The following is a 24,809-nucleotide window of genomic DNA, read 5'->3' as shown; positions in this document are numbered from 1 at the left end:
AGGTGCAAAAACAGCAGCCGGTATCATGATCATTTTGCCGGTATGCCTGAATTTTTCACGAAGCCTGCAGCCGGCATCCAATAATATAATACCGCTCAGGAGAAAAATATTTTTAAAAGAATCCGGGCACTCCATACAATTACCAAACAACCCACCAAAGCAAGCGCCGTTTTCCTTGGTAATTTCCCTGCCAGCTTTGCGGCAACCGGAGCTGCTGCCAAACCGCCGACTATTAGTCCCAGAATGGTCTGCCAATGACTGACGCCTAATAAAATAAAAAAGGTGACCGCACTGGACAGGGTCACAAAAAACTCTGTAAGGCTAACAGTGCCAATAACAAAACGCGGGCTCCGTCCTTTTGTAATAAGAGTGGTTGTAACAATCGGGCCCCAGCCTCCACCGCCAAAAGAGTCAAAAAAACCACCGGCACCGGCCAGTGTGCTATAATTTTTAAACTTCTTTTTTATTATCTGGCTCCGGAAAGCATTGTACAAAATTTTCGTTCCCAGAAACATTGTATAACAAGCCAATACAGGTCTTATCCAATCGCTGTATTTCTCCCCCAGGTATACCAGGAGCACAGCACCCAAAACGGCTCCCAGGACACCAGGTATTAAAAGTGCTTTGAACAGTTTTTTATTTACATTCCCGAATTTATAGTGGCTATACCCGGAAGCACCGCTGGCAAACATTTCTGCTGTATGAATACTACCACTTATGGCAGCCGGGCTCACGCCTGCTGAAAGTAATACGGTTGTACTGGCAACGCCATAGCCCATACCCAGGGCGCCGTCTACCAGTTGCGCTATAAAGCCGGCGGCAAGCATGATCAGAAACCGGCTATCCAAAGAATGATAAAGTCCTGTCGCATGCGCTTTTAAGGAATGAATCGGCAAATAAGAAAAAATGAAATGGCCCAAAAGCATCAGGCCAAAAGCGGTTATCGCATAAGTAGCCATTTTTCTGTAAGACAGGGATTGTCTGTTTTGCTGAATGCCGGAAATCCGGGCTACGCCGGTATCTCTGCCCGTCTGGTCCTCAATAATAGGAATATTGGTCAGGCCCCGGCTGATTGCATCATCCTCTATTTGCTGAATAAGCTGTTGTTGTTTTGCAGCAATAAAAATAATATCAGCATTTTCAATATCCGTTGCCTCGTATTCTTTATTAACGATCTTTATATTTGGAAAGGCTGCAGCAAGATCCAGCACAGCAGCGTCTGCCTCTTTTGCCACAACTTTTACAGATGCCAATGGGGCGTTCCTTAAAATTTCCTTAAGCCGCTTCAATGCATAACGATCTCCACCTATCATCAGTACATTCACCTTTTCCACACGCACAAAAACCTGGGCATTTATTTGCGGTATACTTTCATTTATATCTGATGCAGGAATGCGTTTATTCTTCATTATTTTATTTGAAAAGTCTCCTGTTGAAGCTGCGCATAACAGAGCGGCAAAGATAATAGCCCTTTAATAGTCTACCAAATAAATAGACTTAACATATGAAAACACATTTCCTGAAGCAGTATTTTCACCAATGCAACTATGTAAATCAGTAGTTATTCAGCCTTTACACCGATTTCATTTTTTTACAGGGCTTATATCTTTCACACACCGGAACCCCAGATTGCTCGATGCGCTGCTTTCTTCTCCTTTGCCACGGCTGCCGGCCTTCCAGGACCGAATGAATAACAGCTTTTATATTCTGACAATACGCCGTACAAAAAGCAACATTCATAAATAGCGATAAAAATATCAACAGGCTCTTTTTGATGTAACTCACTATAACAGGTGAATGCTAAGTAATAAATCAATATTCATTAGTCTACTAAATAAGTATAATAAACAAGCCTGAACAGGTCCTTCTTGCTATACATTATATTTTATAAATAGTGCAAATCCGCCTCCGCTACGTGCAATTCACGTTACTGGATGCAATAGTCCTGGCCGTTGCAAAAAAGTCAGATACTTCAACAACAACAAAACCGATGCTGTGCCCGTCTGCTGTTATTAAAGTTTGTTAGTGTAACCCGGGAGATGATTACGTGCTGGTTTTGATAATTCATCTTCTGTTTTTTAGAACTTTTACTATTAATCTACCAAACAAGTAGACAAATATATATTCTTTTTATATTCTAAAAAAACTATTTTTTACGGATGCACGCTCATTAGCCAGTTTGTTAATGCCGGCTCCTGTTTTCACAATGTAATTGCTTACTGTAAGGCACAAAGCAATACCCGGCAAATCAGCTATGAATATTTGCTTGCATCTTATTTTCCTTTTTCATTTTGCAGGGTCTCCGGTACCAATAACTGTAAAACCGCTCCATTCAGGGTTCACCAGTTACCGGGGAGCAAAACAATACTTATTACTGTTTTATTGCGTTTACAACGCAAATAAAAAATTCAGGCTGACGGCGGATGAAAATGTTGTTTAATAAAACGGATATTCAGTGCAGTTTCCTTAATACATTTTTCAAAATTCTTATGCTCGGTTTCAAACATCAGCCAGCCCTCATATTTGATCTCCGTAAGTGCGCGGAACGCATCTGCCCAGTTTACCCGCCAGTGATCAGACAAGAGCCGGCCATTGTTTTTAACATGGATGGCTGCAAGGCGTTCCTTGCCCAAAAGCCTGATGCCGCTGACCACCTGCTCACCATATCCATACTGAAACATATTATCAAGATCATAGTACACCTGTACATTGGGCAATCCGATCAGGTCAACCAGTTTTTTATTATCTGCCGGGCTCAGTGAATTTTCCAGGCCCAGGATAATGCCCGCTTCCTGTGCAGCGGGAGCTACCTGTTTTAAGATATCCACAACCGGGCTATACGATTTTTCGTTGTGCATATCCGGTGCACTGTTAGTAAAAAATGCGATGAGCATCACCCGGGCGCCCAGCAGTTCCGTTGCATGAATCGCCTTTAAAAGCTCTGACACAGCATCAGCGCCCCAGGGTTGTGAAAACCATACGCCGGCCGTACTGGGCACCATCAGCCCCCATTTCTGTGATTCGGTCTTATAGGTCCTGACCACATTTAAATCCGACATATTCGGCTTACCGGAAGCTACCTGTAACTCTACGCCGGTAATGCCGGCAAGATGACGGGCAGCCTTAAACGTATCAAAGCTGGCTACCATATTTTTACGGGAACCATCAGGGGCAGGAATACTGGCCTGCCGGATTCCTATTTTATAAGGTAACCCATAACCGGGTGCTGCCTCCTGCCCTTTCTCAAAGTTTTTTCCTGCCAGGCCCGATAAGCCGATCCCGGCGGTACTCCATATGCCGGTTTTTATAAAATTCCGCCGTGTATGATTTTTACCGGAGTGCATCGTATGTTCAGTCATTGTTTAAAGATCGTAAAATATTTGTCTTATAGTTGTTTTATCGGGATATTTTTCCACCGGCATTCAGCTCCTTCCGGCATACGGGGATTATCGCCGTTAAATTCAACAATCAACCGGCTGTTGATTCATGTGGTAATATGATCATGATAACCTATACAGACCTGGAAACATTCTTCTTTGTTTGTACGCATAAAAACGCTGCTATCAATACCCAGATCGGGCAGCAGTTCAAAATCGCCGTATCATCCGTCCGCTATTAAATGCTCCCATTGCCGGAACCCGGCGGGTCCTGTTCCCAGCCCCGGAACAGGCTGGCATTACGTTCTGCCCCTGTTATGCTGAGGCTACGCCTACGCATTATAACCGGATCACATAGCTGAACCGGGTTGGTTCGGTATAAACTTTATATTGCTCCAAAGGCTGGGGACCGCAACCGTTAGAGCCTACTCCCAGTGTTTTAGTGCTTATGCAAAGCACGGTATGTTTACTTTCCGGCAAATCTATTTTATAATCGGTTCTTTCCATCTCTTCGTCGCTATAGGGCAGCGCAGAAAATTGCAAAAGGCTGTCGGCTTTACTGACCGTAAAATTGGCATTTGCGGCTGATGATAAGCGTACCCATCTTACATCTTCATGATTACCGCACTCCATCGGTTTTTCATAAGGAGTCATCAGCTGCAATACAGTAGCCTTATACCGGCCTACATCAGAACCGGCTTTTCTGTCGGCATAATTTTCCATAGGCCCTCTTCCGAAGTAATTTACGTTGCTGATGGATCTGTCTAAAAACATTCTTATCCCAATACGGGCCAGGCTAAAGCGCGGAGCATTAAAAGCAACATCATTTGCAACTGTAATACGCCCTGCACCATTTATGGTATAGGTTGCCTTATGCGATACTTTAAAATCATTTCTTCCGGTGCCGGTCAGCGCTACTGTTACTTCAACAAGATTACCGGCTATTTGTCTGTAACTCATATCTTCAACTTTCCAGGAAAGAAATCTTAAACCATAGTGGTCCCAATCCCGGTAAGCCCACATATCATCATTCCGGTGCGGCGCCCGCCACAGATGCAGCCTGGGGCCGCCATCTTTTATGAGCAATTGCCTGCCGTTTCTCTGCATTTGTGCAAAGGTTCCGGTATGCTTATCAAATACCAGCCGGAACCCATCACCCCTGATATCGTACACTCCTTCTTTGTCTGATAATGTTACTGCGCTGCCGTTATTTTCTTTTTCCACAGCTTTAATACCGGGCAGCTGCAGTTGTACGGATGCTACTTCAAACCCTTTATCAGCCCATATTGTAGCACTATTCAGTTCAAAAAAGACCCGTATAAAATACTCATCTCCTGCTTTGGGCTTATAATGGTACGGGATATGGATTTCTTTTTCCTGACCCGGCAAAAGGGATCCTGTATTCAATTTCCCGGACTGGATCACTATACCATTCTCACTAAGCTCCCATTTAGCAGTAGTAGTTTTAAGATCGGTAAACTGGTACCTGTTTTTAATAAGGAATTGTTGCTTTGCAATATCGGAAGGATGCACACTTATCCATTGGTAGGCACGTTTTAATTCGGGGTATTGCGGTTTCAAAGTCCGGTCAGAAAACACAACGCCTTTATGAATAAAAAAGCGATCGTTTGGCACTTCGCCAAAACCTCCGCCGTATGCTGTAATAGGGTGCTGCGGATCGCGGTTGTTATACAATCCCTGATCCTGCCATTCCCAGACAGCGCCTCCTAACAGGGAGGGATATTTATCAAAAAGCGCATTGTAACGGTCAATAGAGCCCATTGAGTTGAACATGGTATGCGCATACTCGCATAAATAAAAGGGTTTTACACGTTTTTCATCATTAGCAATTTTTTCCACGTTATAGATATCTGTATACATACGGCTATCCAGATCGGCCGGGTTGCTTTTTTCAATACCAAAGCCTTCATAATGCGTGGGGCGGGTCGGATCAATTGTTCTTATAGCCTGCAGCGCCGCCCTGAAATTAGAGCCGCCTTCCCCGCACTCATTGCCTAAAGACCATATAATGACTGCCGGATGATTTTTGAAATTTTCAACATTGGCAACATTCCGGTCAATGATCGCCTGTTTCACCCGGGGCTCTTCATCAAATTCCCCCATTGAACCGTGGCTTTCGAGATTGGCTTCTGCTACCAGGTAAATACCATATTCATCGCAAAGCTCATACCAGCGGGGGTCATCAGAATAATGGCAGGTCCTTACATGGTTGCAATTCGCCTGTTTGATCAGTACAATATCCCTGACCATCTGCTCTTCAGTAATAGCATGCCCGTCATCAGGCCAGTTCTCGTGTCTGTTTACCCCTTTTAATTTTATGGGCACTCCGTTTACCAGAAATTGCCGCCCTTTTATCTCTAATTTTCTAAACCCGGTTTTTGCAGAAATAATTTCATTGTCTTTGCCATCCTGTTTCAATTTTATAACAGTAGTATATAACACCGGCGTTTCTGCTGTCCATTTGCGGGGTTGCTTCACCGGTACTTCAACGGTAATTTCTTTTTCCTCGCCCGGGGCTAATGCAGGAACTTTATGTACAATACCAGCTATTTTTGAAATGCCATCATATACACCCACTTCCACTTCGCCCTCCGGCATAACAGTAATGCCAAAATTTTTTATTTTTGTCTTTATCCGTTCAACAGCATCCTTATACTGCGCATCAAAACCGGTTGTAATAAAAAAGTCGCGGATGTGCAGCTGGGGGCTGCTCCATAAGGAAACATTCCGGAATATGCCGCTCAGTTTCCACATATCCTGGTCTTCCAGATAGCTTCCGGAAGTAAACCGGTATACTTCAACCGCTATTATGTTTTTGCCTGGTCTTACATAATCCGTAATATCAAACTCTGCAGCATTGCGGCTGTTAACACTATAGCCGATTTTTTTGCCATTGATCCAAAGGAAAAAGCCTGCATCTACCCCGTCAAACGTCACAAAGATCCTGCGGCCGATCCAGGATTGCGGCACCTCAAAATCACGGCGGTAGCTGCCTACCGGATTCCGCTCCCTGTAGGTGGTATAGTCAACAGAGGGCGCGCTCATGACCCGCGGAAAATCTTTCTTAAAAATATAGGTAAAATTACTGTAGTCCGGCGTACCGTACCCCTGCATACCCCAGTTGGACGGAACGGGAATACCGGCCCACCCGGAAACATCATAATCTTCCTTATAAAAATCGACCGGGCGCTTTTGCGGCCAGGGCACCCATTTAAACTTCCAGGTCCCGTTCAGGCTCCTGTAAAAGGAGGACTGATGCCTGTTGGCGGCCAATGCCTCCTGCAATGAAGCATAAGGCATCAGTGTGGCATGCGCCGGTTCCTTATTGATGCCCAGGCATTCCGGGTTTTCAATTTCTGAAGGCACAGATGCTGTATCTGATGCAGAGAATAAGTGATTTACAGGATCCTGCTGCGCCCATACACCAGGGTTTGCAAAAAACGCTGCAGCAAATAAAAGTGTAACTATTCCTTTTTTCATATCTGTTTACCCGATTCGGTTTTCCCCAAATTTATAGGCCAGCCCTTTAATAACCTAATTATCACTAAAAGCTTTTGATATGTCGGCCGCTGTTTTCCCGCCGGCACAATATACCTCCTGCCAATCGCACTGCTCCAAACGGCTTCTGTTTCTTTTAAAATAAATAAAACTCTGCCAAATGTGTATAGGTGGCTCCATAGGCAGCATTGATCTGCAGTTTTACATATCGCCCCTCTGCAGCCTTATCAAAAAAGAATCTTTGCAGATCATTGATATTTTGCAATGTCTGTGTAAATGCCAGCTCCCAGTTGCTTCCGTCATTGCTCATAAAGATCTGTACATCCTGCGGTTTACCGGCATTAGAACTCTGCCGCCCTATAAAACCACAACCCCGCACCTGTTTGGTTGCTCCCATATCAATGGTAACATAATGCGGTGGCCCCGGCTGGCCGTCTTTCCACTGGCTGTGCCAGTAAGTATTTTTATTATCATCCAGTATAAAGATCGCGCGGCCATTGTTCTCTCCCTCACCTACACTTTCCTGAGAAGAAAAGCCGGTGATGATCCAGTCAGTCCTGTTGAAGAAGGTAGGCTCAATTTTTATAATACAGAAAAAGGTTCTTAACGACTCATTTATTTTTTCAGTAGCCGTTTTTATACTTACAGGAAGTATATATGTTTTTGAAATATCATCAGGAGCATTCTTACCAAATGTTGTAACCGTAAGTTGCAACGGGTCTGTGGACAAGGTTCCTTTCTTTATATACCCTGTTAAGCTACTCAGTTTATAACTTTTCTCCGGCAGCAGCGCATAATCCGTATTATTAGCAGTGTTAAAACTATCGGCGGCAGCCGCATCAACAGCAAACTGTACTTCTATATCTGCGTCAGGATATCCGGCGCCCCCATAATTGGCGCCATAAATTATAGTATGCGCACTGCTATCGCTGGTGCTGTAGGAGTAAACCGCCGGGTTATTGACAGCCTGTGGCATATATACTTTTATATAATTTTCCAAAGGTTGCGGAGGCAGTGACACTGAATCCTTAAAACAACCTGCCAGCGCCAATAAAGCAGCCAGGAAAAATGCATTTATTATCTTCAATCTCATCTGTATATATTTTATATTTTTAGTGGGTTCCGGGCCCTTTTTGCTCAATATGGTCACAACAGTTACCAGCCGGGGTTCTGCACAATCATACGGGCGCGGTCCAGCTCATACTGCTCTATCGGAAACCAGTAGAACGCATTTTTAAACAAATGGGAGGTAGCTACCACACGATGGTAAAAATCATTCCCGGTCTTATTCACATCCATCCCATGCAGGTCGCCCATTACCTGCCCGGCAATCTTCCATCTTCTTATATCAAACCACCTGTGGTATTCAAATGCCAGCTCTACTCTCCGTTCAGCCCATATCTTTTTCCGCATTTCATTTTGATCGGCAGGTACCGGTAATGCATTACTCCCCGTGCCATACTGTGGTATACCGGCCCGCTCCCGGATAAGGTTCAGGTACTTTAAAATATCAGGATTAGACGGGTCATATTCATTTAATGCCTCTGCATAGTTCAAATAAATTTCTCCCAGACGAAATAAAACAAGTGGACGCGCTGTCTGGTTCCAGCTTACGTTCTTGCGGATCAGGTAACCCGTCTTTGTCCAGTCTGTCGGATGACCGTTTTTGCCATTGGGGCCATCTACAAAGAACGAGATCGGTTTTGGAGCGGTCATCTGCCCGCTCATCCATAAACTGTTATTGTAGGTAATGGATGCGTAAAACCGCGGCTCCCTGTTCCTGTACATATTATACACAGATACACCGTTCACATCAGTAAACCCGGATTCGCTATATAAAGGTGATTCTGATATGGGTTTTCCGTCGCTCATAAAATAAGCATCCACCATTTCCTGTGTGGGGCCTAAACCGCACCATCCATCGCCCTGCCTTGGAAAAGCATTTTTATCCCAGTCCGTTAAAGAATTGCTTTTCCTTACAAAGATGGCCTCATTGTTCCAGGGCGATAATAAAATATTGGATGCTGTAGTTACAGGGTCTCCACCCGGGTCTTTGAATAATGAATACTGGTTGAGATCAATGACCGCTTTGGCAGCGTCTGACGCTTTTTTCCATTTGCTTTCATCATAGGTTTGATTAATTAATGGCGTTCCATCGGGGTTTTTAAAATTAGCATATTCTTTATTGCCATTGTACAATGGGCTTGCCGCATACAAAAGAAGGCGCGCTTTAACGGCTAAAGCCATTCCTTTTGTGGCCCTTCCGGCCTCCGAAGCGCTGGGCGTACCGTTTACCTCCGGTACCAAGGGAAGCACGGATGCCGCCATATCCAGTTCTTTTACAACATAATCAACACATTCATCAAAAGGCAACCTGGGCAATTGCAGATCAGCGGCTGTGGCATCAACAGGGAGCTCATTTTCCCCAATAATCACTACGGGGCCAAACTGCCGCATCAGCAAAAAATAATAATAGGCTCTTAAAAAACGGGCTTCGGCTTTATACTGATCTATTAATTGCTGGCCGTTGAGCGCCAGAATTTCCTGATTACCGTCAATATGATTGATAAAATAAGTAGCCGCCCTGATGCCCCTGTAATATTCTCCCCACTTGTTAAACAGTACATTGCCGGCACTCATATTCAGGCGCGCCAGATCATAAGTTGCATATTTGGACCAGGTCACATCCAGCTCATCCGAATTCCCGGTCCATGGGAAATCGGTCCATTGTTTAGATTCATCATCAACGTAACTGTAAACATTAGCTAAGAAATTCTGTGAAGCCGCTTTTTTCTGAAAAACCTGGTCAATGGTGATCTGATCATTGGGCACCTGGTCGAAAAATTTCTTACAGGAACCAAAACCAATCAGCATTACAAAGGACAGAGCAATGAACGTATGCTTCATACTATATTGTGGCTTTAACATCGGAAAAAGATATTGCATGTGTCGTTTTTTTATTGCTATTTAAAAGAGCATCTTATACCTATATTATACGTTTTTATCAAAGGATATTGAGCACCGTTGCCATCTCCCAATTCCGGGTCCCAAAGTTTAAACCGGCTAAAGGTGACCAGGTTTTCCCCGATAAAGTATAAGCTCAGACTATTGAGCCCCCATTTCGACAACCAGTCTGACCGTTTAAATTCGTAACTCAACTGGCAGGTCTGGAGTCTTAAAAAAGAGCCATTCCTTACCCACCAGCTACTGGCCACGTAATTCATATTATCGTTACCATAAGTCAGCCTCGGATACATAGGATGCGGGCTGGGGTTATCCGGCGTCCACCTGTCTACAATTTCAGCAAAGAGGTTCCCCCTTTCCCCACCCTGGCTAAAAGGTTGTAATCCATCCCCGTTCAGCATGATGTCTACAGCACTGATCCCCTTAAACCACGCTCCGACCGAGATACGCTTAAAAGTTATCGTTGGCCCAAACCCATATACAACGCTCGGCATCGAGCCATAACCAATGGGGCCCTGGTCATACGTGTTAATGACACCATCGCCGTTTAGATCCTTATATTTTATATCGCCGGCTTTTGTAGTGCCAGCCTGCTGCGGGCTGTTTGCTACTTCTTCATCGCTGGTAAACAGGCCCAGCGCTATGTATCCAAACCGTTGACCGTATTTTCTTCCGATCCTTTGCTGCCAGGGATAAGGCCAGGGTGCCTGTGCATCATCAATTACTTTAGAATGGGTATAGGTTATATTTCCTCTTATCTGAAAATTAAAGTCGGAAGATATGCGCTTGTTATAATCTATGGTGGCATCAATTCCCCTGTTGTTAAATGCACCAATATTGGCATAGGGCAGGTTGCCTACCCCAACATAAAGCGGCACATCGGCCCGCCGGAGAAAAATACCGGTGCGGGCTTCCTGGAAAAGATCCAGGTTCAATGTAAGATCATTGTGCAACGTTTTCAGATCAATACCCACATTCATTTTCTTAGCCTTTTCCCAGGTAACATCCACCCCATACTCCCCGATATAATAACCGTCAAAATGGGTGTTCACATTATTGCCAAAATCATAAGGGCCACCGGATCCTACCTTTGATAAATAGGCAAACCGGTTGCCGCCAATATTTCCATTGCCTGTTAAACCGTAAGAGAACCGAAGTTTCAGGAATTGGATCGCATCATTTAACGGAGCAAAATATTTTTCTTTGGAAACAATATACCCAAGCCCTACAGAAGGGAAAAAGCCATACCGGTGGTTCGGTGCAAATGTTTCGGACCCGTTGTAACCGAAGTTGGTCTCTAATAAATATTTATCATCATATCCATAGGTAAAGCGCCCCACCAGTGACCGGATCCGGTATGGGATTGCGCCAATATAATCGCCGGAAAAACCATTAGATCGATCCGACTGGTTAAAAAGGAACATTCCGGTGACAGCGTGCAAACCAAACTTTCTTGAATAATTCAAGGCAGCTTCCGTATAATACTGACGGCTGCCCCCGTTATCTTTATCATAGTTCAGAAAGCCTGTTCCTACCCTGGTTTGCTTAAAGACCAGGTTTCCATCTGCATCTCTTCCGGTGGCCAGATAGGTATCCGGCTCCTTTGTTTGCTTTATGGTATTATAACTGTAGCTGTCAAAGGAAAACATTCCTGTAACCGACAGTCCCTTCAAAAGGGCATCAAGATCCTGCGTTACCCTTAGATTGCTCCAGAGCTGGCTTCTGAACTCGGTTATATAACCCGTCTGTGTTAACTGATTATAAGGATTGATAACATCCCCGGACTCTATCTGGGAAAAATACCCATTGGAATATTTAACAGGAATGCTGATGGGCGTATGCCGGTAAGCATTGCCCCATATCGATTCAATACTTGTGCCCGGATAATTGCCATTGCTGATCCACCCTGAAGCGCCGAAATCAATTTTTGTGGTTTTGGTTACATTTAAGTTGAGGTTGGAAGTAAAATTATACCTCTTATATTTTAATGAGGAATTGTACTGGGCCAGCTCATCTACCTTGGTTAACCCGTTTTCATCATAATATCCTACAGACAAATAGTATTTTGCATTTTCAGACCCTCCGCTTGCATTTGCCCTTGCACGCCTGTTTTGTCCGAATTTATTGAACAACGCATCAAACCAGTTTACATTAGGATTCAGATCAGGATCAATGCCCTGTTCTGTATTTTTTATTTTTTCATCGGAATATTTTGGTAAAGGATCATCCGGGTTGCTGTTCCTGTAGGCCTCATTAGCCATCTTCATATAAGTAACCCCATCCGCAAATTTCGGAAGCTGTGTAAATTGCGTCAGCCCCTGATCATACTGAAAATTAATCTGAGGTTTTCCCGGCTTGCCGGTTTTGGTCTGGATAAGAATAACGCCGTTAGCGCCCCTCGTACCATACATAGCAGTGGCGGTTGCATCTTTCAGGATGCTGAAGCTGGCAATGTCTTCAGGATCCACTTCTGACAAAGACCGTTCTACTCCGTCAATCAGCACTAAGGGGCTGCTGTTGGTAAAGGTGGATATACCCCGGATATAAATATCGGCACCGTCATATCCCGGCTGACCGCTTCGCTGCATACCAATAACGCCCGATACGCGGCCTGCCAGCATTGTAGACAGGTTGGCAACAGGTTGTTTCAACTCTTCGGGGTTCAGGGTGCTGACCGCACCAACACTGGTTATTTTCTTCTGCTGCCCATAGGCAACTATTACCACATCATTCATGCTTCCCGGGTTTGCTTCCAGTACTACATTGATCGTTATTCGGTCCTTTACGGTAGTGGTAAACGGTTTATACCCTACATAAGAAAACAGCACATCATGCCCTTCAGTTACCGGCAACCTGTATCTGCCCAAACTGTCAGTGATGGTTGTTCTGCCGGAATTTATATCACTAATGGTTACCGAGGGCATGGGATTGTTCAGCGCATCCGTTACCGTACCTGATATAGTGATGGGTATTGAATCGCCCGAGGGTTTTTTCTGAACATTCATCGGATCTTTTTTTAAGGGCGGAGGAGCTTTCCCGGGGCTTAATAATATAGCATTTTGCTGAGGAACGTATTTCCACTTCAATCCCTTTGGAGGAAAGATCGCTTCCAGAACATTATTCAGCGGCTCATGCTTAAAAACAGCAGTTATTTTTGCTGCACTATTCACGTGCCTCCTGCTGTAAAAGAAATTGATACCTGATTGTTTTTCAATTTCTTTCATCACCTGCGACAGCGGAACATTGTTCTGATTCAGATCTATAAATACCTTTTCAATCGGTTGTTGGGCGTATACATGTAACCCCGATAAAAGCAGCAAAAGCAATAAAACACACAGATCCTTGCTTAGGAATTTAACTGGCATAGGCAAAAGTTGACTAATTAAAACGGAATGTTTTATTTAGTATAATACATAAAATGCAAAAGCGGGTGAACCGTTTTCAAAAAAAATATTTTTTTTGAAAAACAGCTTACGGGTTCTTTTTCCCTGCTGTCTGCCGGCTTTGATATATTGTGCGCCCTGCACTTTCGCTCAGAAGGATCTCCCGTTACAAAGGTCCGGTATTGCACAGCCAATGACAGAAGGCATTGAGCAGTGAGGGTCAATTATACTTCGGCTTCTCCGCCGGTTGGCGGATACGCTGCCAATGACAGATGTGTTATTGATTTGAAAATCAATCTTTCTTTTTTGTCATGCCGTTCCGATAGTCCGGAATTGTTCCGGCATCTATTTATCGCTCACCTTGGCCCTGAAATAAAAACAGATCCCCGGAATAAGTCCGGGAGGACATCTTCAGGGTGACCCGTAAGAATAATTGTCATTGCCTTATTGATTTTGTTTTTACAAATGGAAAACTCAGGATGGCGGCAGGCAAATCTGTCATTGCTACATCCGCTCCTTGGGTGATTTGGCGCAAACGAATTGAAAACACTGGGTGACGATAAAAAGGTTTGTCATTTGAATGAACTTAAAATATTTCTTCGCAGCCGGGCAGGGACACGCCCGGGAACAAGTCTTTTTAAGAAACCGCTTTAAAGAAAATATGAACTATTTTAAATGCAAAACATTGCCCTGGTAATAATAGTCTACATCCGTTGTGCCTTTTAATAATTCAAGCAACCCGTCCAGAGGCTTATTTTTATAGATGACCCCATCAAAAACCCGGTTCGCCACTTCTTCATTATCTATTTTTACATCCACCCCATACCAGCGGGGGATCAACTGTGCAATTTCCCTGACAGAAGTACCATCCAGGATATACCTGCCTTCGATCCAGGCAAGATCGTTTTGGTCCAGTACTACTGTTTTAAAGCCCCCTTTTAAGACCAAGGCAGCATAGCCGGGTCTGAGCCTGACACTGTCATTGGCACTGACAAAGTCAATGCTTCCCTTTACCAGAGAAACTTTTTCGCTTTGTGTATAGGTATTTACATTAAATTCAGTGCCCAATACTTTTACATCTCCGTTAGGTAAGTGAACAATGAAGGGCCGGTTTGCGTCATGCGCCACTTTCAGGTATGCTTCCCCGGAAATGGTGATTTCTCTTTTGCTCCCATTAAATTTAAAGGGAAATTTTAAGGTCGTTGCAGAGTTGAGCATAATTTCTGTTCCGTCTGATAAATTCAGCCGGTAATCCAACCCGGGCGGAACAAAAAGCGTATTTACTTCATCCGTATTCACTTCACCGTTATAAGAAAGCATCCTGCCTGATGAATCATTTTCTATTTTAATGCCATTATCCAGTACAATATTACTCACCTTCCCCAGGTTTACTGTTTGCCCGTTCCCCAGCTTTAGCGCTAATTGTTTACTCCTTACCGGATCTGTTGTTGCAGTTATGGGTTCTGAAGCAGGTTTAAAGGCCCAAAAAGCTATGTAAGACAATACACCGATTATAAACAGGGCTGCCGCTACTGAAATAAGCTTCTTATAAGATCTTTTTAGAGGTTTCAGGTATGCCGGCGGATCTGTAAGCCGGGGTTCCAGTTGCAACCAGCCGGCCTGCTCATCCGGAAGATCGGGCCATTGTTCTGTAAGTAATACTATTTCTTCCCATTCTTTTTTAATGGCATCATCTTCATTGATCATTCTTTCCAACACCACATTTTCCTCTGCGTTCAATTTATTGAGCGCTTTTTGTATCAACTTCCTGCTTACAGTATCTTTGCTCCAGTTTTCCATTTGTTTACCTGCCTCAGTTATATAATACCCGATTTACGAATCAGGGTGAATATTTTTAGAATTTTTAACAATATTATTTCTTGCGATCCGGAAAGCGATTTTCAAATGGGTTTTAACAGTATTGATGCTTACTCCCATTAAACTGGCTACTTCTTTTCTTTTTTTCCTTCAATCACGTGTAACTGAAACGCTTTATAAGGTTGGGGAGGCATGTTTTGAACAGCGTCCATTAAAACAGCAGTTTTCCGAGGATCTTCTTCTTTCTCCGGCAGCACCGGCGTATCCTGCTGCAAACCGGACAGCAGGTCATTCACTTTACCCTGCCGGTTTTCCAAAGAAAGCAGTCTGTAACATTTATGACGCACACACGTAAATAAATACGCTCCAGCATCTTCCATTTCCAGGAGCCTGGAGATCTTATTGCCATCCCAAAGCTCCATGAACAGATCCTGAACACAGTCTTTGGCCTTTTCCTTATCACGAACAATTTTATACGCGGCGATGCACAATACCTGTAAATGTTCTTTATAAATACGCTCGAATCCGTTTTTCAGGCGATCCGGTATTCTTTGATCATTTTGTAATATTTCCCCTTTATCTCTCATAGTTGGTGAAAGCAATTGGCAATAAAAGGCAAATATAAATGGAATAAAGGAGTATGGCCTATCCTGACTTTTTTTATTCCAAATGGCAGATCTCACAAAAAATAAAAAGCCCAGCCTTAGAAAAAGCCGGGCGTTGCTAAGTCGAGTAGACCCATGCATTTCAGCATCAGCCGCTCACAGAACCGGACGTGCGCCTCTCAACGCATCCGGCTCTTGTTATCCTAAACCTACTCTTATTCCAAAAGTCCAATGCACAAGCAACTTCGGTTGCTGGGTCTGTAATTCTACAAATTTCTTATAGACCTTATCTTTCGTCCTGATACGGTATTTATTCTTGAGATACTTCATAATTAAAGTATTCAGGTATATGAACACCGGTGATATGGCCCATTTGTCAAATTTTGTGTAATACTGTACCCATCCCCTGATCTTCGGATTTAATCTATGTGCAAATTCTTCCAGATCTACATCAATCCATCTTGGTATCAATACTTTTCGCATGGATTGCCGGATACTGGTTTTGGCATCTTTACTAATGCTGGGAAAATAACGCATCGTCATTTTCTTTGCCGCTCTGATATACCTCATTCCCGGCTCAAAACCAAATCCAAGGAATGTAAAGCTGTTTGATTTATGCTTTTCTTTCCTTCTGTAGTCTTTGCAGTAGATCAACCGCGTTTTATCCGGGTGTACCTCAAGCTGGTAATCCTCCAGTCTTACCTTGATTGCAGCTAATAGCTTTTCAGCTTCAGCTTTACTACGACAGTGTACCACAATATCATCAGCATACCTTTCAAACAATTGAAATTGATGCTCGTTACTGCAGGCCATGCACTGATCGAAAACATGATGTAAATATACATTGGCCAGAAGCGGGCTGATCACACCGCCTTGCGGCGTGCCCTGCTTTCTGGATTGTATGCTCCCATCGGGTTGCTGGATATCTGCCTGTAACCATCTCTGGATGTACATTACTACCCATTTTTCCTGGGTATAATGCCACATCAGCTCTATTAATATGTCATGGTTTATTGTCTCAAAGAAATTGCGAATATCCAGGTCTATGACCCAGTTATATAATTTGCAATTCCTTTCACATGAAGCAATAGCCTCATGCGCACTTTTGCCCGGTCTGTAACCATAGGAATTGGCGTAGAAAAGGCTGTCGATCTTTGCTTCAATGTACTGCTCGATTACTGTTTGTGCAATACAGTCTCCAACCGTTGGAATGCCCAACGGTCTTTTGCCACCGCTCTTTTTGTCAATAAGCACCGTTTTAACGGGTGGTGGGAAATAGCTTCCACTGGCAAGCCGGTTCCAGATCTTATACAGGTTCGCAGCTAAATCAGCCTCAAAATCCGTGAGACTTTCCTTATCCACTCCTGCACTTCCTCCGTTCTCCTTAACCTGTAGGTACGCTATCCACACCATATCGTATGTTACCGGCAGTGATTTTGTAATTGCATCTTTCATCTTCCCATTTGGTTATGGTTGTGTAAGTTCATTACATGGATAACCCAAGCCCTTCGCTGTTTCCTGCTTTCACAGGACGTCTTCGCTACTATGGCTTAGTCCGCCACTCTTTCGTGCATCGGCTCCCTTAGGGATACCTTGAATTACAGCTCCTTTAAAGAAAAGGATGGAAAGGATAGTTCCAAACCCCTGTAAGGCTTTCGCGCATCACGAAAGTAGTTTCTCAAGTTCCAATAGCCTGTATTAAGTTCTTGCCGCCTTACAACTGCCTGCCTTATAGCCAGTAAACAGGTAACCATTATAATTGATTCTTACCATACATAGGATCATGATAATTTTGACAGGATCTGTAGTTTTATCGATCGGCCATCGGCCGGTTCACTTTCGTTCAACTCCTTAATACTTACCTGACTGCTTTAGCAGCCTTTTCCAACATCGCTCACTACCATAACTTTTGATTATCGCAGCATGTTGTGGTTTGTTTACTCTACCTGTATAGCGTAAACGAGAGGCCCTCTCATACAGGATCATGAGCATCATAAACTATTTTTATATTCTGAAAACAAACTGTGTTGGCTGATTTTGCTCCCACACCAGGGTTAAATTGTGCAGAGAGGGAAAGATTGCACATAAAAATAAAAGAGCGGATAATCTGGATTTCATTGAACTATTTTTCTAAAGGATATTTTAATACGCTGATTAAGCATAGCAAAATAAGTAGCTACAAGGGTGTAACCAAAGTCGTCATTTCGAAATGTAGTGTAGCCAATAAATCTTATAAAATGTTTTGTATTGATTATGAAATATCTCTACTTCGCTTCAGCCGATATGACGGCTTTTTTATTTTGACAGCCTCTTTTGTTAAATCGTTTCAAACTCTAAAATGCTGCCTGAACATTGGTGTACCATGCACGCCTACCTGTATAGCAGTACAACGCACCAAATGCTATCGCCCTGTTATGCGGGCGGCACCGGCGCCATTTCAGCGCGCCCCGGGCATCAATTGTTTTGTAGTGGTGGGGCCTTCCACCATTAATTCACCATCCTTTGTTATCTTCATCCGATCAATAAACACCACCCTTTCATCGCCGGTTTTACTGGTACGGCCATGATACACGCACAGCATCGTTTTTCCATCAGGGGCGTAAGTAACACTGTTATGCCCTGTACCGGTAACAATGCCGCCTGTTGCCGTATTTTTTTGCAACACCGGATTATTAGCCGCTTTTTTGAAAGGGCCGAGTGGGTTTTTGGACGTCGCATACCCTACCGCATAATTTTTTCCTCCGAAATAATTAGCCGAATACATCATATAATAAGTATCGCCCTTTTTGAAAATGCAGGAGCCTTCTGTCCAGCGGCGGTTCACTTCTTTTGAAGTAACGGAACGGCTTTCCCATGCCGCCTGCGGATCGCTCATTTTTACCGGCGGGCGCAACAACAAAACAGGCTCGCCGATGACACCACTAAAATCAGGTTTCATTTCTATTCCATATACCCAGCTTTCTTCCACCTGGCTGAACCAGCCTTTTTTGCGGGCCCATGCTGCCACTTCGCTTTCCACCGGGTGCTTGTAGCAGCATCTTGAGTAATAGAGGTACACTTTACCATCTTCTGTAAACAATACGTTGGCATCGATCACCGGATATCTGGGGTTAAAAACAGGTTTGTTTTGCAGATCAACAAAAGGGCCGGTCGGCTTGCTGGCAACAGCCACGCCTATTCTGAAATTTTCAAGTTCTTTACCGGGATTGACCTTCCATTGCGCACTATAAAACAGATAATATTTTCCGTGCCGCTCATATACTTCCGGTGCCCAGTACGAATGCTCGCCCCAGCCGTTCCTGTTGTTCCCGTAATAGACCTGCCCTTCACGCTTCCAGTTGATCAGATCATTTGACGAATAAGCGGCAAAACCATTGTGGGCGCCGGCTCCTGTGCCATACATATAGTATTTACCGTCGGCTGTGCGCAGAATGTAGGGGTCTCCAAACTGTACATCCAGTGGATTGCTGTATGTTCCGGCATTTTGAGCAGCTATGGCAACTGCCAGGCAACAAAAAACGGCTGATAATAAAATTTTTCGCATTGTTTTTGATTGAAGAATAGTCTGTTTTATTTGCCTGCTATTTTTCCAGGAGCGCCGTTCCAGTAAAAGGTTTCCGGATAGCTGATCCACTTTCCTACGTGAAGCATGTGCTTGACATGCACAAAACGGTAGGCAGCCCGTTTTCCCACTTCTTCAGGCGTATAGCCTTTGGGGAAACGGGTCTGTGCATCTCTCTGCGCAAATAAAAACTGAAAAGGAAATAACAACAATACCGTAAAGATGCTTTTATTCATTCTGCTAACTTTTAAATTGTTCAATCCATTCCATCACTAATCTGATGTTCTGCTTAGGATAAAATAATGTATTCTTTACCGCGAATATACGAATGAACAGCAGTGTATTCGTGGTTTCACAACTATTACGATCAGCTGCAGCACTGCTTAGTCCTTCAACCGGAAGGTGGCCACTTCTGCCAAGGCCGGCTGCTTCTGGCTGTCGTGGCCGGGTTTGGGCACCAGCCTGAAATAGCGGAACTGCCGGCGTTGCGGCAGATTAATGTACAAGGTTCCGCAGCGCAAAATCAGTAAGTGTAAATACACCAAGGTTTTTCCAGGTAGCGTTATGCATAAACAACCGTTTTTAAATTAATGAACCCTATTTGCACATTTAATTACTGAAAAAACGACACCTGGTTTGCAGGATGCGATTTCATTTCTCATTTTTCTTTTATGCCCCGTTTTTTCCGGCATACTTATCTGTGTTTTTTAAAACAACATCAACATTAAAGGGAATATATTCAGCCTTACTGCTGTGGACCATTCATAACTGAATTTCAAGACACCGTTCAATGAAGATCATCTTTTACCAACGTATCTTTATTCAGTATAAGGACAAACAATTTGAGCTACCGATTCTATGATGCGAAGAAAATAAATGTTATCTGCGTTTCTTGTTCATTATTTTGTCGATTTGTACCAAATTCTCATAAACCCCGGCGGCCCCGTTCTTCCCTGCTTTATTTTCCGTTTTGTAAATGATACGCTCCGATTCGATATATGCAGGCATCCGGATAAAGGCCGGTCTCGGGCACAACAGATCCGGATAACGGGGCGCTTCACCATCCGGTTCCTAATGATAAAAGAATACCGGATCACTTCAGGCAGCAGGTCATGGAACCTTACGGTAAAGATAATAACGAGCAGAGAACACGCATTGAACTGCAACCGGCTTAATCACTTACCCGGCTGCAGAATAGTCTCTGGTGGTTACATTTAACCCGGACTAAACGTTATTTTGATTTGGATAGATGATAAAAGATCCCGGAATTTTTACCTGTAACCTTGGATAAGGCCTGTAAACAGCACCCGCCTTAAATGGCGAAACTGCACGAGGGTATTTTAAACAAGGGTGTCGTTCACCTTTATTATAAGATTATATCCAGATAAAAGGGACACAGAACTGATGGTTCTATATTTTATACCGGCTGATTCAGCTTTCCTTTTCAATAAGGCAAAGACAGTCAGCCCGATAAACCGGCACCCTACCTATGGCTGGTATCGCTGGTAGCCCCTTCCCAAGTTGCTGTATCATTAATACGGTTTTGCTGGCTGTCTCCTATTGATCCGTTTCCCGGGTTTGTAACAGGTCCGTTCATGCTATCCGTCTGTTCCGGTGTTTCTCTTGACGAATTACCACAGCTTCCAACCAGGACGGCGACAATGGCTAAAATTAAGATCTTCATAAAATAATATTTTAAGCTATCTAATCTTCCGGCCAAATACCATACCGGAAAAATTCATCAACTGGTAAAGCTACAGACAATGGACAAAGCGCTTTTATAGTAAGCGCTTTACCGGGAAAAGATTGCTCTCCGGCAGGTTATACCGCAAATGGGGAATTCCTGACGCAATGTGGAACCATGGCAACACTCATGCCTGTCAGTGATAAGGCCCGCGCAAAGAAAGTAAGGCGCCCTTTAGGTTACAGAACCTTGCATCTTTTTATAGAAGCCACCCATCCTGCTACCGCCGCTTTTGGCACATTAGTGATAACAAAAGCGAGGCAGTTGTTCTCTGATTGATCACTGTCGGGAAACGTCCGGCAGGCCGGCCTGACGCAGTCTTCTCCCCTGAACGACGTTCAGGCAGGAAGCTCTTTGCAACAGGATGATGCCTGCCTTTCGTTTTACGGATCAGGCAAGCCGGGATTCAATAAAATCCCAGTTTACCAGTTTCCACCACGCCGCAATATAATCAGGGCGCCGGTTCTGATATTTCAGGTAATAGGCATGCTCCCACACATCAAGGCCAAAGGCCGGGAATCCTTTTGCTTCCGCAATATCCATCAGCGGGTTATCCTGGTTGGGCGTGGATGTTATGATCAGTTTACTATCCGGTGTACGAACCAGCCAGGCCCAGCCACTTCCAAACCTCGCAGCCGCTGCAGTGTTAAATTCCTTCTGAAAAGCCTCAAAGGAATTAAAGTTCCGGCGGATCAGCGCAGCCAGCTTTTCACCAGGGAGGTTTCCCTCAGCCGGCTTGTGAAGCGTTTTCCAGAATAATTCATGATTGTAATGCCCGCCGGCATTATTACGCATTTTCGCACTATATTTCGATATCCGGGCTAAAACAGATTCAACAGAAATGCCGGTTGATATTCCTTCTTCCTTTACAGCCTCTGCCAGGTTTTTTGCATAGGCAGCAGCATGTTTCGTATAGTGTATTTCCATCGTCTGCGCATCAATCACCGGCTCCAGTGCATTATAACTGTATCCCAGGGGCTGCTGGACCCACCCGATTGGTGCAGGCAGGCCATCCTGCTGCTTCCAATCCAGGCCAACACTAACTGCCAGCCCTGCCATACCTGTACTTTTAATAAACTGCCTGCGACTAAAATTAAAATCCTCTTTCATAACCATTTTTTTATATTATAGAATAATGAAAATGAAGTAACGTAATTCAATGAACGTTCCGGATACCCCATGCCGGCCGGCATTCTTTTACAGTAAGGCTTCTGTTTCTGAACCGGTAATGGCTTGGGCCGGAGCGGGACGCAGGTAAAACGGATACCGGAAATAGCAACAAAAAACATCCTGGTTACAGGATTGCCGGTCATAACCTGATCATTAATAAAGATAAGATAGTATGCATCTGAGGATTTACTATATAAGGAAATGACTTTACGCAATAAGGAAATTTCCACGTCTGCCATTTACCGGGAATAAGAGATACCCCCGTCCTTCAATTATTTTAAGACCCATTTTTATTTTCCGGGAAAAGAGCACTGAGCAGTTACATCTTCTTCCGGATATTTTACAAACAGGATAGATGGCAACAGGGCGGCCCTTTATTGGAAAAAGACAGGTAAAAGAAAGAATAAGATGGCTGAAAATAAAACACATGCGTTTGCAGGCCACAGGTAATGAATGGTATTATTACCTCAAAAACAAAATGGTGATATATTGAATACTGATGGTCGCAAACAGGGCAGTCTCTGGTATAATAAAAAACTCCTTGCTGCAATATGGCTCTCTGCACCGCGTTTCCGTTTTGCCCTGCCTGCTTAATAACAGGGTGGTGATGCCATAGCTGAACAGGAGCCGCAATAAACAAATAAGCCATCAAAAGTATGGCCGTCATATATTGGTAATATGTTCCTGCAACTTTCATTCTTTATTTGCAACTATATTGCAAATATATATCAAATAGTCTGTTACGGATAATTTCTTAAGAAAAAACGGTCTGTGAGGAAACAGGGACTGTTTGCGCCTTGGAGGTGATGGCTGGTTCCGGAACAGCCGGCATTTTATACATTCCATCGGGAACAGGCTTCCGTTCAGCAGATCTTGACGGAATGGTTTTTCTTCTTACTTTCGTCTATTCAATGAACCGGTTTTCTATGAGACGCATATTTATTTTTGTATCCCTGTTGTCGCTCATTGTTACGTTCTTCCTTGCCTGGTATATCAGCAAGAACTGGTATGTTATCTTTGCGGCCACATTGGTGCTTTCCCTTATGGGTTATTATGATATGGTACAAACAAAGCACACTATCCGGCGCATATACCCGGTATTTGGCCGTATGCGTTATATGATGGAAGAGCTGCGCCCCAAGATCTACCAGTATTTTATTGAATCAGATATTGACGGTCGTCCGCTGAACCGGATCGACCGGTCAACCGTTTACCAGCGTGCCAAGGAAGACAATGACACCATGCCCTTTGGCACCCAACTGGATGTGTACGCACCAGGATATGAATGGATCTGTCACTCTATTGCTCCGAAAGGTTTTAATACCCTGGATCATGATCCGCGCGTGCTCTTTGGAAACAAAGATTGCAAACAACCCTATAATGGCAGTATCCTCAATATTTCTGCCATGAGTTACGGGTCATTGAGCTCAAATGCAGTTGAAGCAATGAATGCAGGTGCAAAGATCGGAAACTTCGCACATAACACCGGTGAAGGAGGCCTGAGCGAGTTTCATTTAAAGCACGGAGGCGACCTGATCTGGCAGATCGGCACCGGGTATTTTGGCTGTCGCGATGAAAACGGCAACTTTTCTCCGGAACTGTTTGCAGAAAAAGCAAAGATCCCTGCTGTGAAAATGATCGAAATTAAAATTTCCCAGGGTGCAAAACCCGGTCATGGGGGCATATTGCCGGCTGCAAAAAACACACCGGAAATCGCACAGATCCGGCATATTGCCCCGGGCACTACGGTAGAATCACCTCCCTATCACACAGCGTTCAGCTCTCCCAGGGAGCTGATCGGGTTTATAAGGCAATTAAGAAATCTATCGGGCGGCAAACCCATAGGCTTTAAATTATGCATCGGCCATAAAACCGAATTTATTGCAGTTTGTAAAGCCATGATCTCCCAGGACACTTATCCCGATTTTATTACGGTTGATGGTGGCGAGGGAGGAACCGGCGCCGCACCCCAGGAGTTCTCTAACTATGTAGGGGCGCCGCTTTTAGACGGGCTTGCTTTTGTAGATGACATACTGAGAGGGCTGAATATCCGCCATCATATAAAGATCATTGCATCCGGAAAGATCACTACGGGCTTTCATATAGCACGTGCCGCAGCATTGGGTGCTGATGCCTGCAATTGCGCAAGGGCCATGATGCTTGCCGTGGGGTGCATACAGGCGCTGCTCTGTAATACCAACCGCTGCCCAACCGGAGTGGCCACACAGGATCCTAAATATACCAAAGGGCTTGTAGTGGACGACAAAAAGCACCGGGTGGCCAACTTTCATAAAAACACTGTCCGGTCTTTTGTAGAGCTGATGGGCGCGGCGGGGCTGGAAAGTATGAGCGATATCACCCGTTCACATGTGTACCGCAGGATATCGCTGACATCTATGCACACTTTTGAAGAAATCTTTCCCTCTGTAAAAGAAGGTACATTAGCGGAAGGGAATATCCCTGAAAAACATAAGATTGATTTTGAATATGCTGATGAAACACACTGGGGTTTTGTAACTGTAGGCAGTTGGAGCAAAAAAGATCCGAAAGAAAAGAAAGTGGAAAAAATAGAAACAAAGGAATAAAAGAGCCTGCAATCCTTTGTTGGAGCTGGAAAATCATACCGGCTTTTCACTACGCCCGTAAGTGTTCTGTAGCCCGCTGATA

At 44.1% G+C, this 24,809-nt stretch carries 14 protein-coding genes; 1 reads left to right on the top strand and 13 read right to left on the bottom strand.

Annotation, left to right across the window (positions count from 1 at the left end; all coding sequences use genetic code 11):
• Positions 1 to 95: 95 nt before the first annotated feature.
• From A8C56_RS06115 to A8C56_RS06045, 13 genes are all read right to left on the bottom strand, one after another.
• On the bottom strand, positions 96 to 1,409 hold the full coding sequence (locus A8C56_RS06115) for a TSUP family transporter (RefSeq protein ID WP_084490048.1): 1,314 nt from the start codon (positions 1,407 to 1,409) through the stop codon (positions 96 to 98).
• A 999-nt stretch (positions 1,410 to 2,408) separates the two neighbouring features.
• Entirely contained in the window at positions 2,409 to 3,359 is a 951-nt protein-coding gene (locus A8C56_RS06105) for a sugar phosphate isomerase/epimerase family protein (RefSeq protein WP_084490046.1), read from the bottom strand.
• Between the two features lie 357 nt (positions 3,360 to 3,716).
• Positions 3,717 to 6,878 (bottom strand): glycoside hydrolase family 2 TIM barrel-domain containing protein, encoded by a 3,162-nt coding sequence (locus A8C56_RS06095; RefSeq protein ID WP_067753377.1) that lies wholly within the window; start codon positions 6,876 to 6,878, stop codon positions 3,717 to 3,719.
• A gap of 154 nt (positions 6,879 to 7,032) precedes the next feature.
• Entirely contained in the window at positions 7,033 to 7,989 is a 957-nt protein-coding gene (locus A8C56_RS06090; RefSeq protein WP_157097886.1) for a discoidin domain-containing protein, read from the bottom strand.
• Positions 7,990 to 8,051: 62 nt separating this feature from the next.
• Complete coding sequence (locus A8C56_RS06085) at positions 8,052 to 9,842, bottom strand: RagB/SusD family nutrient uptake outer membrane protein (RefSeq protein WP_218917257.1); 1,791 nt, start codon at positions 9,840 to 9,842, stop codon at positions 8,052 to 8,054.
• Positions 9,843 to 9,859: 17 nt separating this feature from the next.
• Complete coding sequence (locus A8C56_RS06080) at positions 9,860 to 13,225, bottom strand: SusC/RagA family TonB-linked outer membrane protein (RefSeq protein ID WP_067753370.1); 3,366 nt, start codon at positions 13,223 to 13,225, stop codon at positions 9,860 to 9,862.
• Between the two features lie 684 nt (positions 13,226 to 13,909).
• Positions 13,910 to 15,043, bottom strand: coding sequence for a FecR family protein (locus A8C56_RS06075; protein WP_067753367.1), 1,134 nt, complete (start codon positions 15,041 to 15,043; stop codon positions 13,910 to 13,912).
• A 146-nt stretch (positions 15,044 to 15,189) separates the two neighbouring features.
• Positions 15,190 to 15,648 carry an RNA polymerase sigma factor gene (locus tag A8C56_RS06070; RefSeq protein WP_067753364.1) on the bottom strand — a complete coding sequence of 153 codons (459 nt, stop codon included), beginning with the start codon at positions 15,646 to 15,648 and terminating at the stop codon, positions 15,190 to 15,192.
• 216 nt (positions 15,649 to 15,864) lie between these two features.
• On the bottom strand, positions 15,865 to 17,121 hold the full coding sequence (ltrA, locus tag A8C56_RS06065) for a group II intron reverse transcriptase/maturase (protein WP_067753361.1): 1,257 nt from the start codon (positions 17,119 to 17,121) through the stop codon (positions 15,865 to 15,867).
• 982 nt (positions 17,122 to 18,103) lie between these two features.
• Complete coding sequence (locus tag A8C56_RS06060) at positions 18,104 to 19,210, bottom strand: glycoside hydrolase family 43 protein (RefSeq protein WP_067753358.1); 1,107 nt, start codon at positions 19,208 to 19,210, stop codon at positions 18,104 to 18,106.
• A gap of 26 nt (positions 19,211 to 19,236) precedes the next feature.
• Positions 19,237 to 19,464: a hypothetical protein gene (locus A8C56_RS06055; RefSeq protein WP_218917256.1), complete on the bottom strand. Its 228-nt coding sequence runs from the start codon at positions 19,462 to 19,464 to the stop codon at positions 19,237 to 19,239.
• A gap of 1,247 nt (positions 19,465 to 20,711) precedes the next feature.
• Entirely contained in the window at positions 20,712 to 20,912 is a 201-nt protein-coding gene (locus A8C56_RS06050; RefSeq protein ID WP_067753353.1) for a hypothetical protein, read from the bottom strand.
• A 450-nt stretch (positions 20,913 to 21,362) separates the two neighbouring features.
• Positions 21,363 to 22,082: a superoxide dismutase gene (locus A8C56_RS06045; protein WP_071609319.1), complete on the bottom strand. Its 720-nt coding sequence runs from the start codon at positions 22,080 to 22,082 to the stop codon at positions 21,363 to 21,365.
• A 986-nt stretch (positions 22,083 to 23,068) separates the two neighbouring features.
• Between A8C56_RS06045 and A8C56_RS06035 the strand changes: the two genes are divergently transcribed.
• Positions 23,069 to 24,727, top strand: coding sequence for an FMN-binding glutamate synthase family protein (locus A8C56_RS06035; protein WP_067761658.1), 1,659 nt, complete (start codon positions 23,069 to 23,071; stop codon positions 24,725 to 24,727).
• The last annotated feature ends 82 nt before the right edge of the window (positions 24,728 to 24,809 follow it).

Origin of the sequence: Niabella ginsenosidivorans, from assembly GCF_001654455.1 — a bacterium.
Taxonomy (GTDB): Bacteria; Bacteroidota; Bacteroidia; order Chitinophagales; family Chitinophagaceae; genus Niabella; species Niabella ginsenosidivorans.
This window is presented reverse-complemented; position numbering and strand designations above follow the sequence as displayed.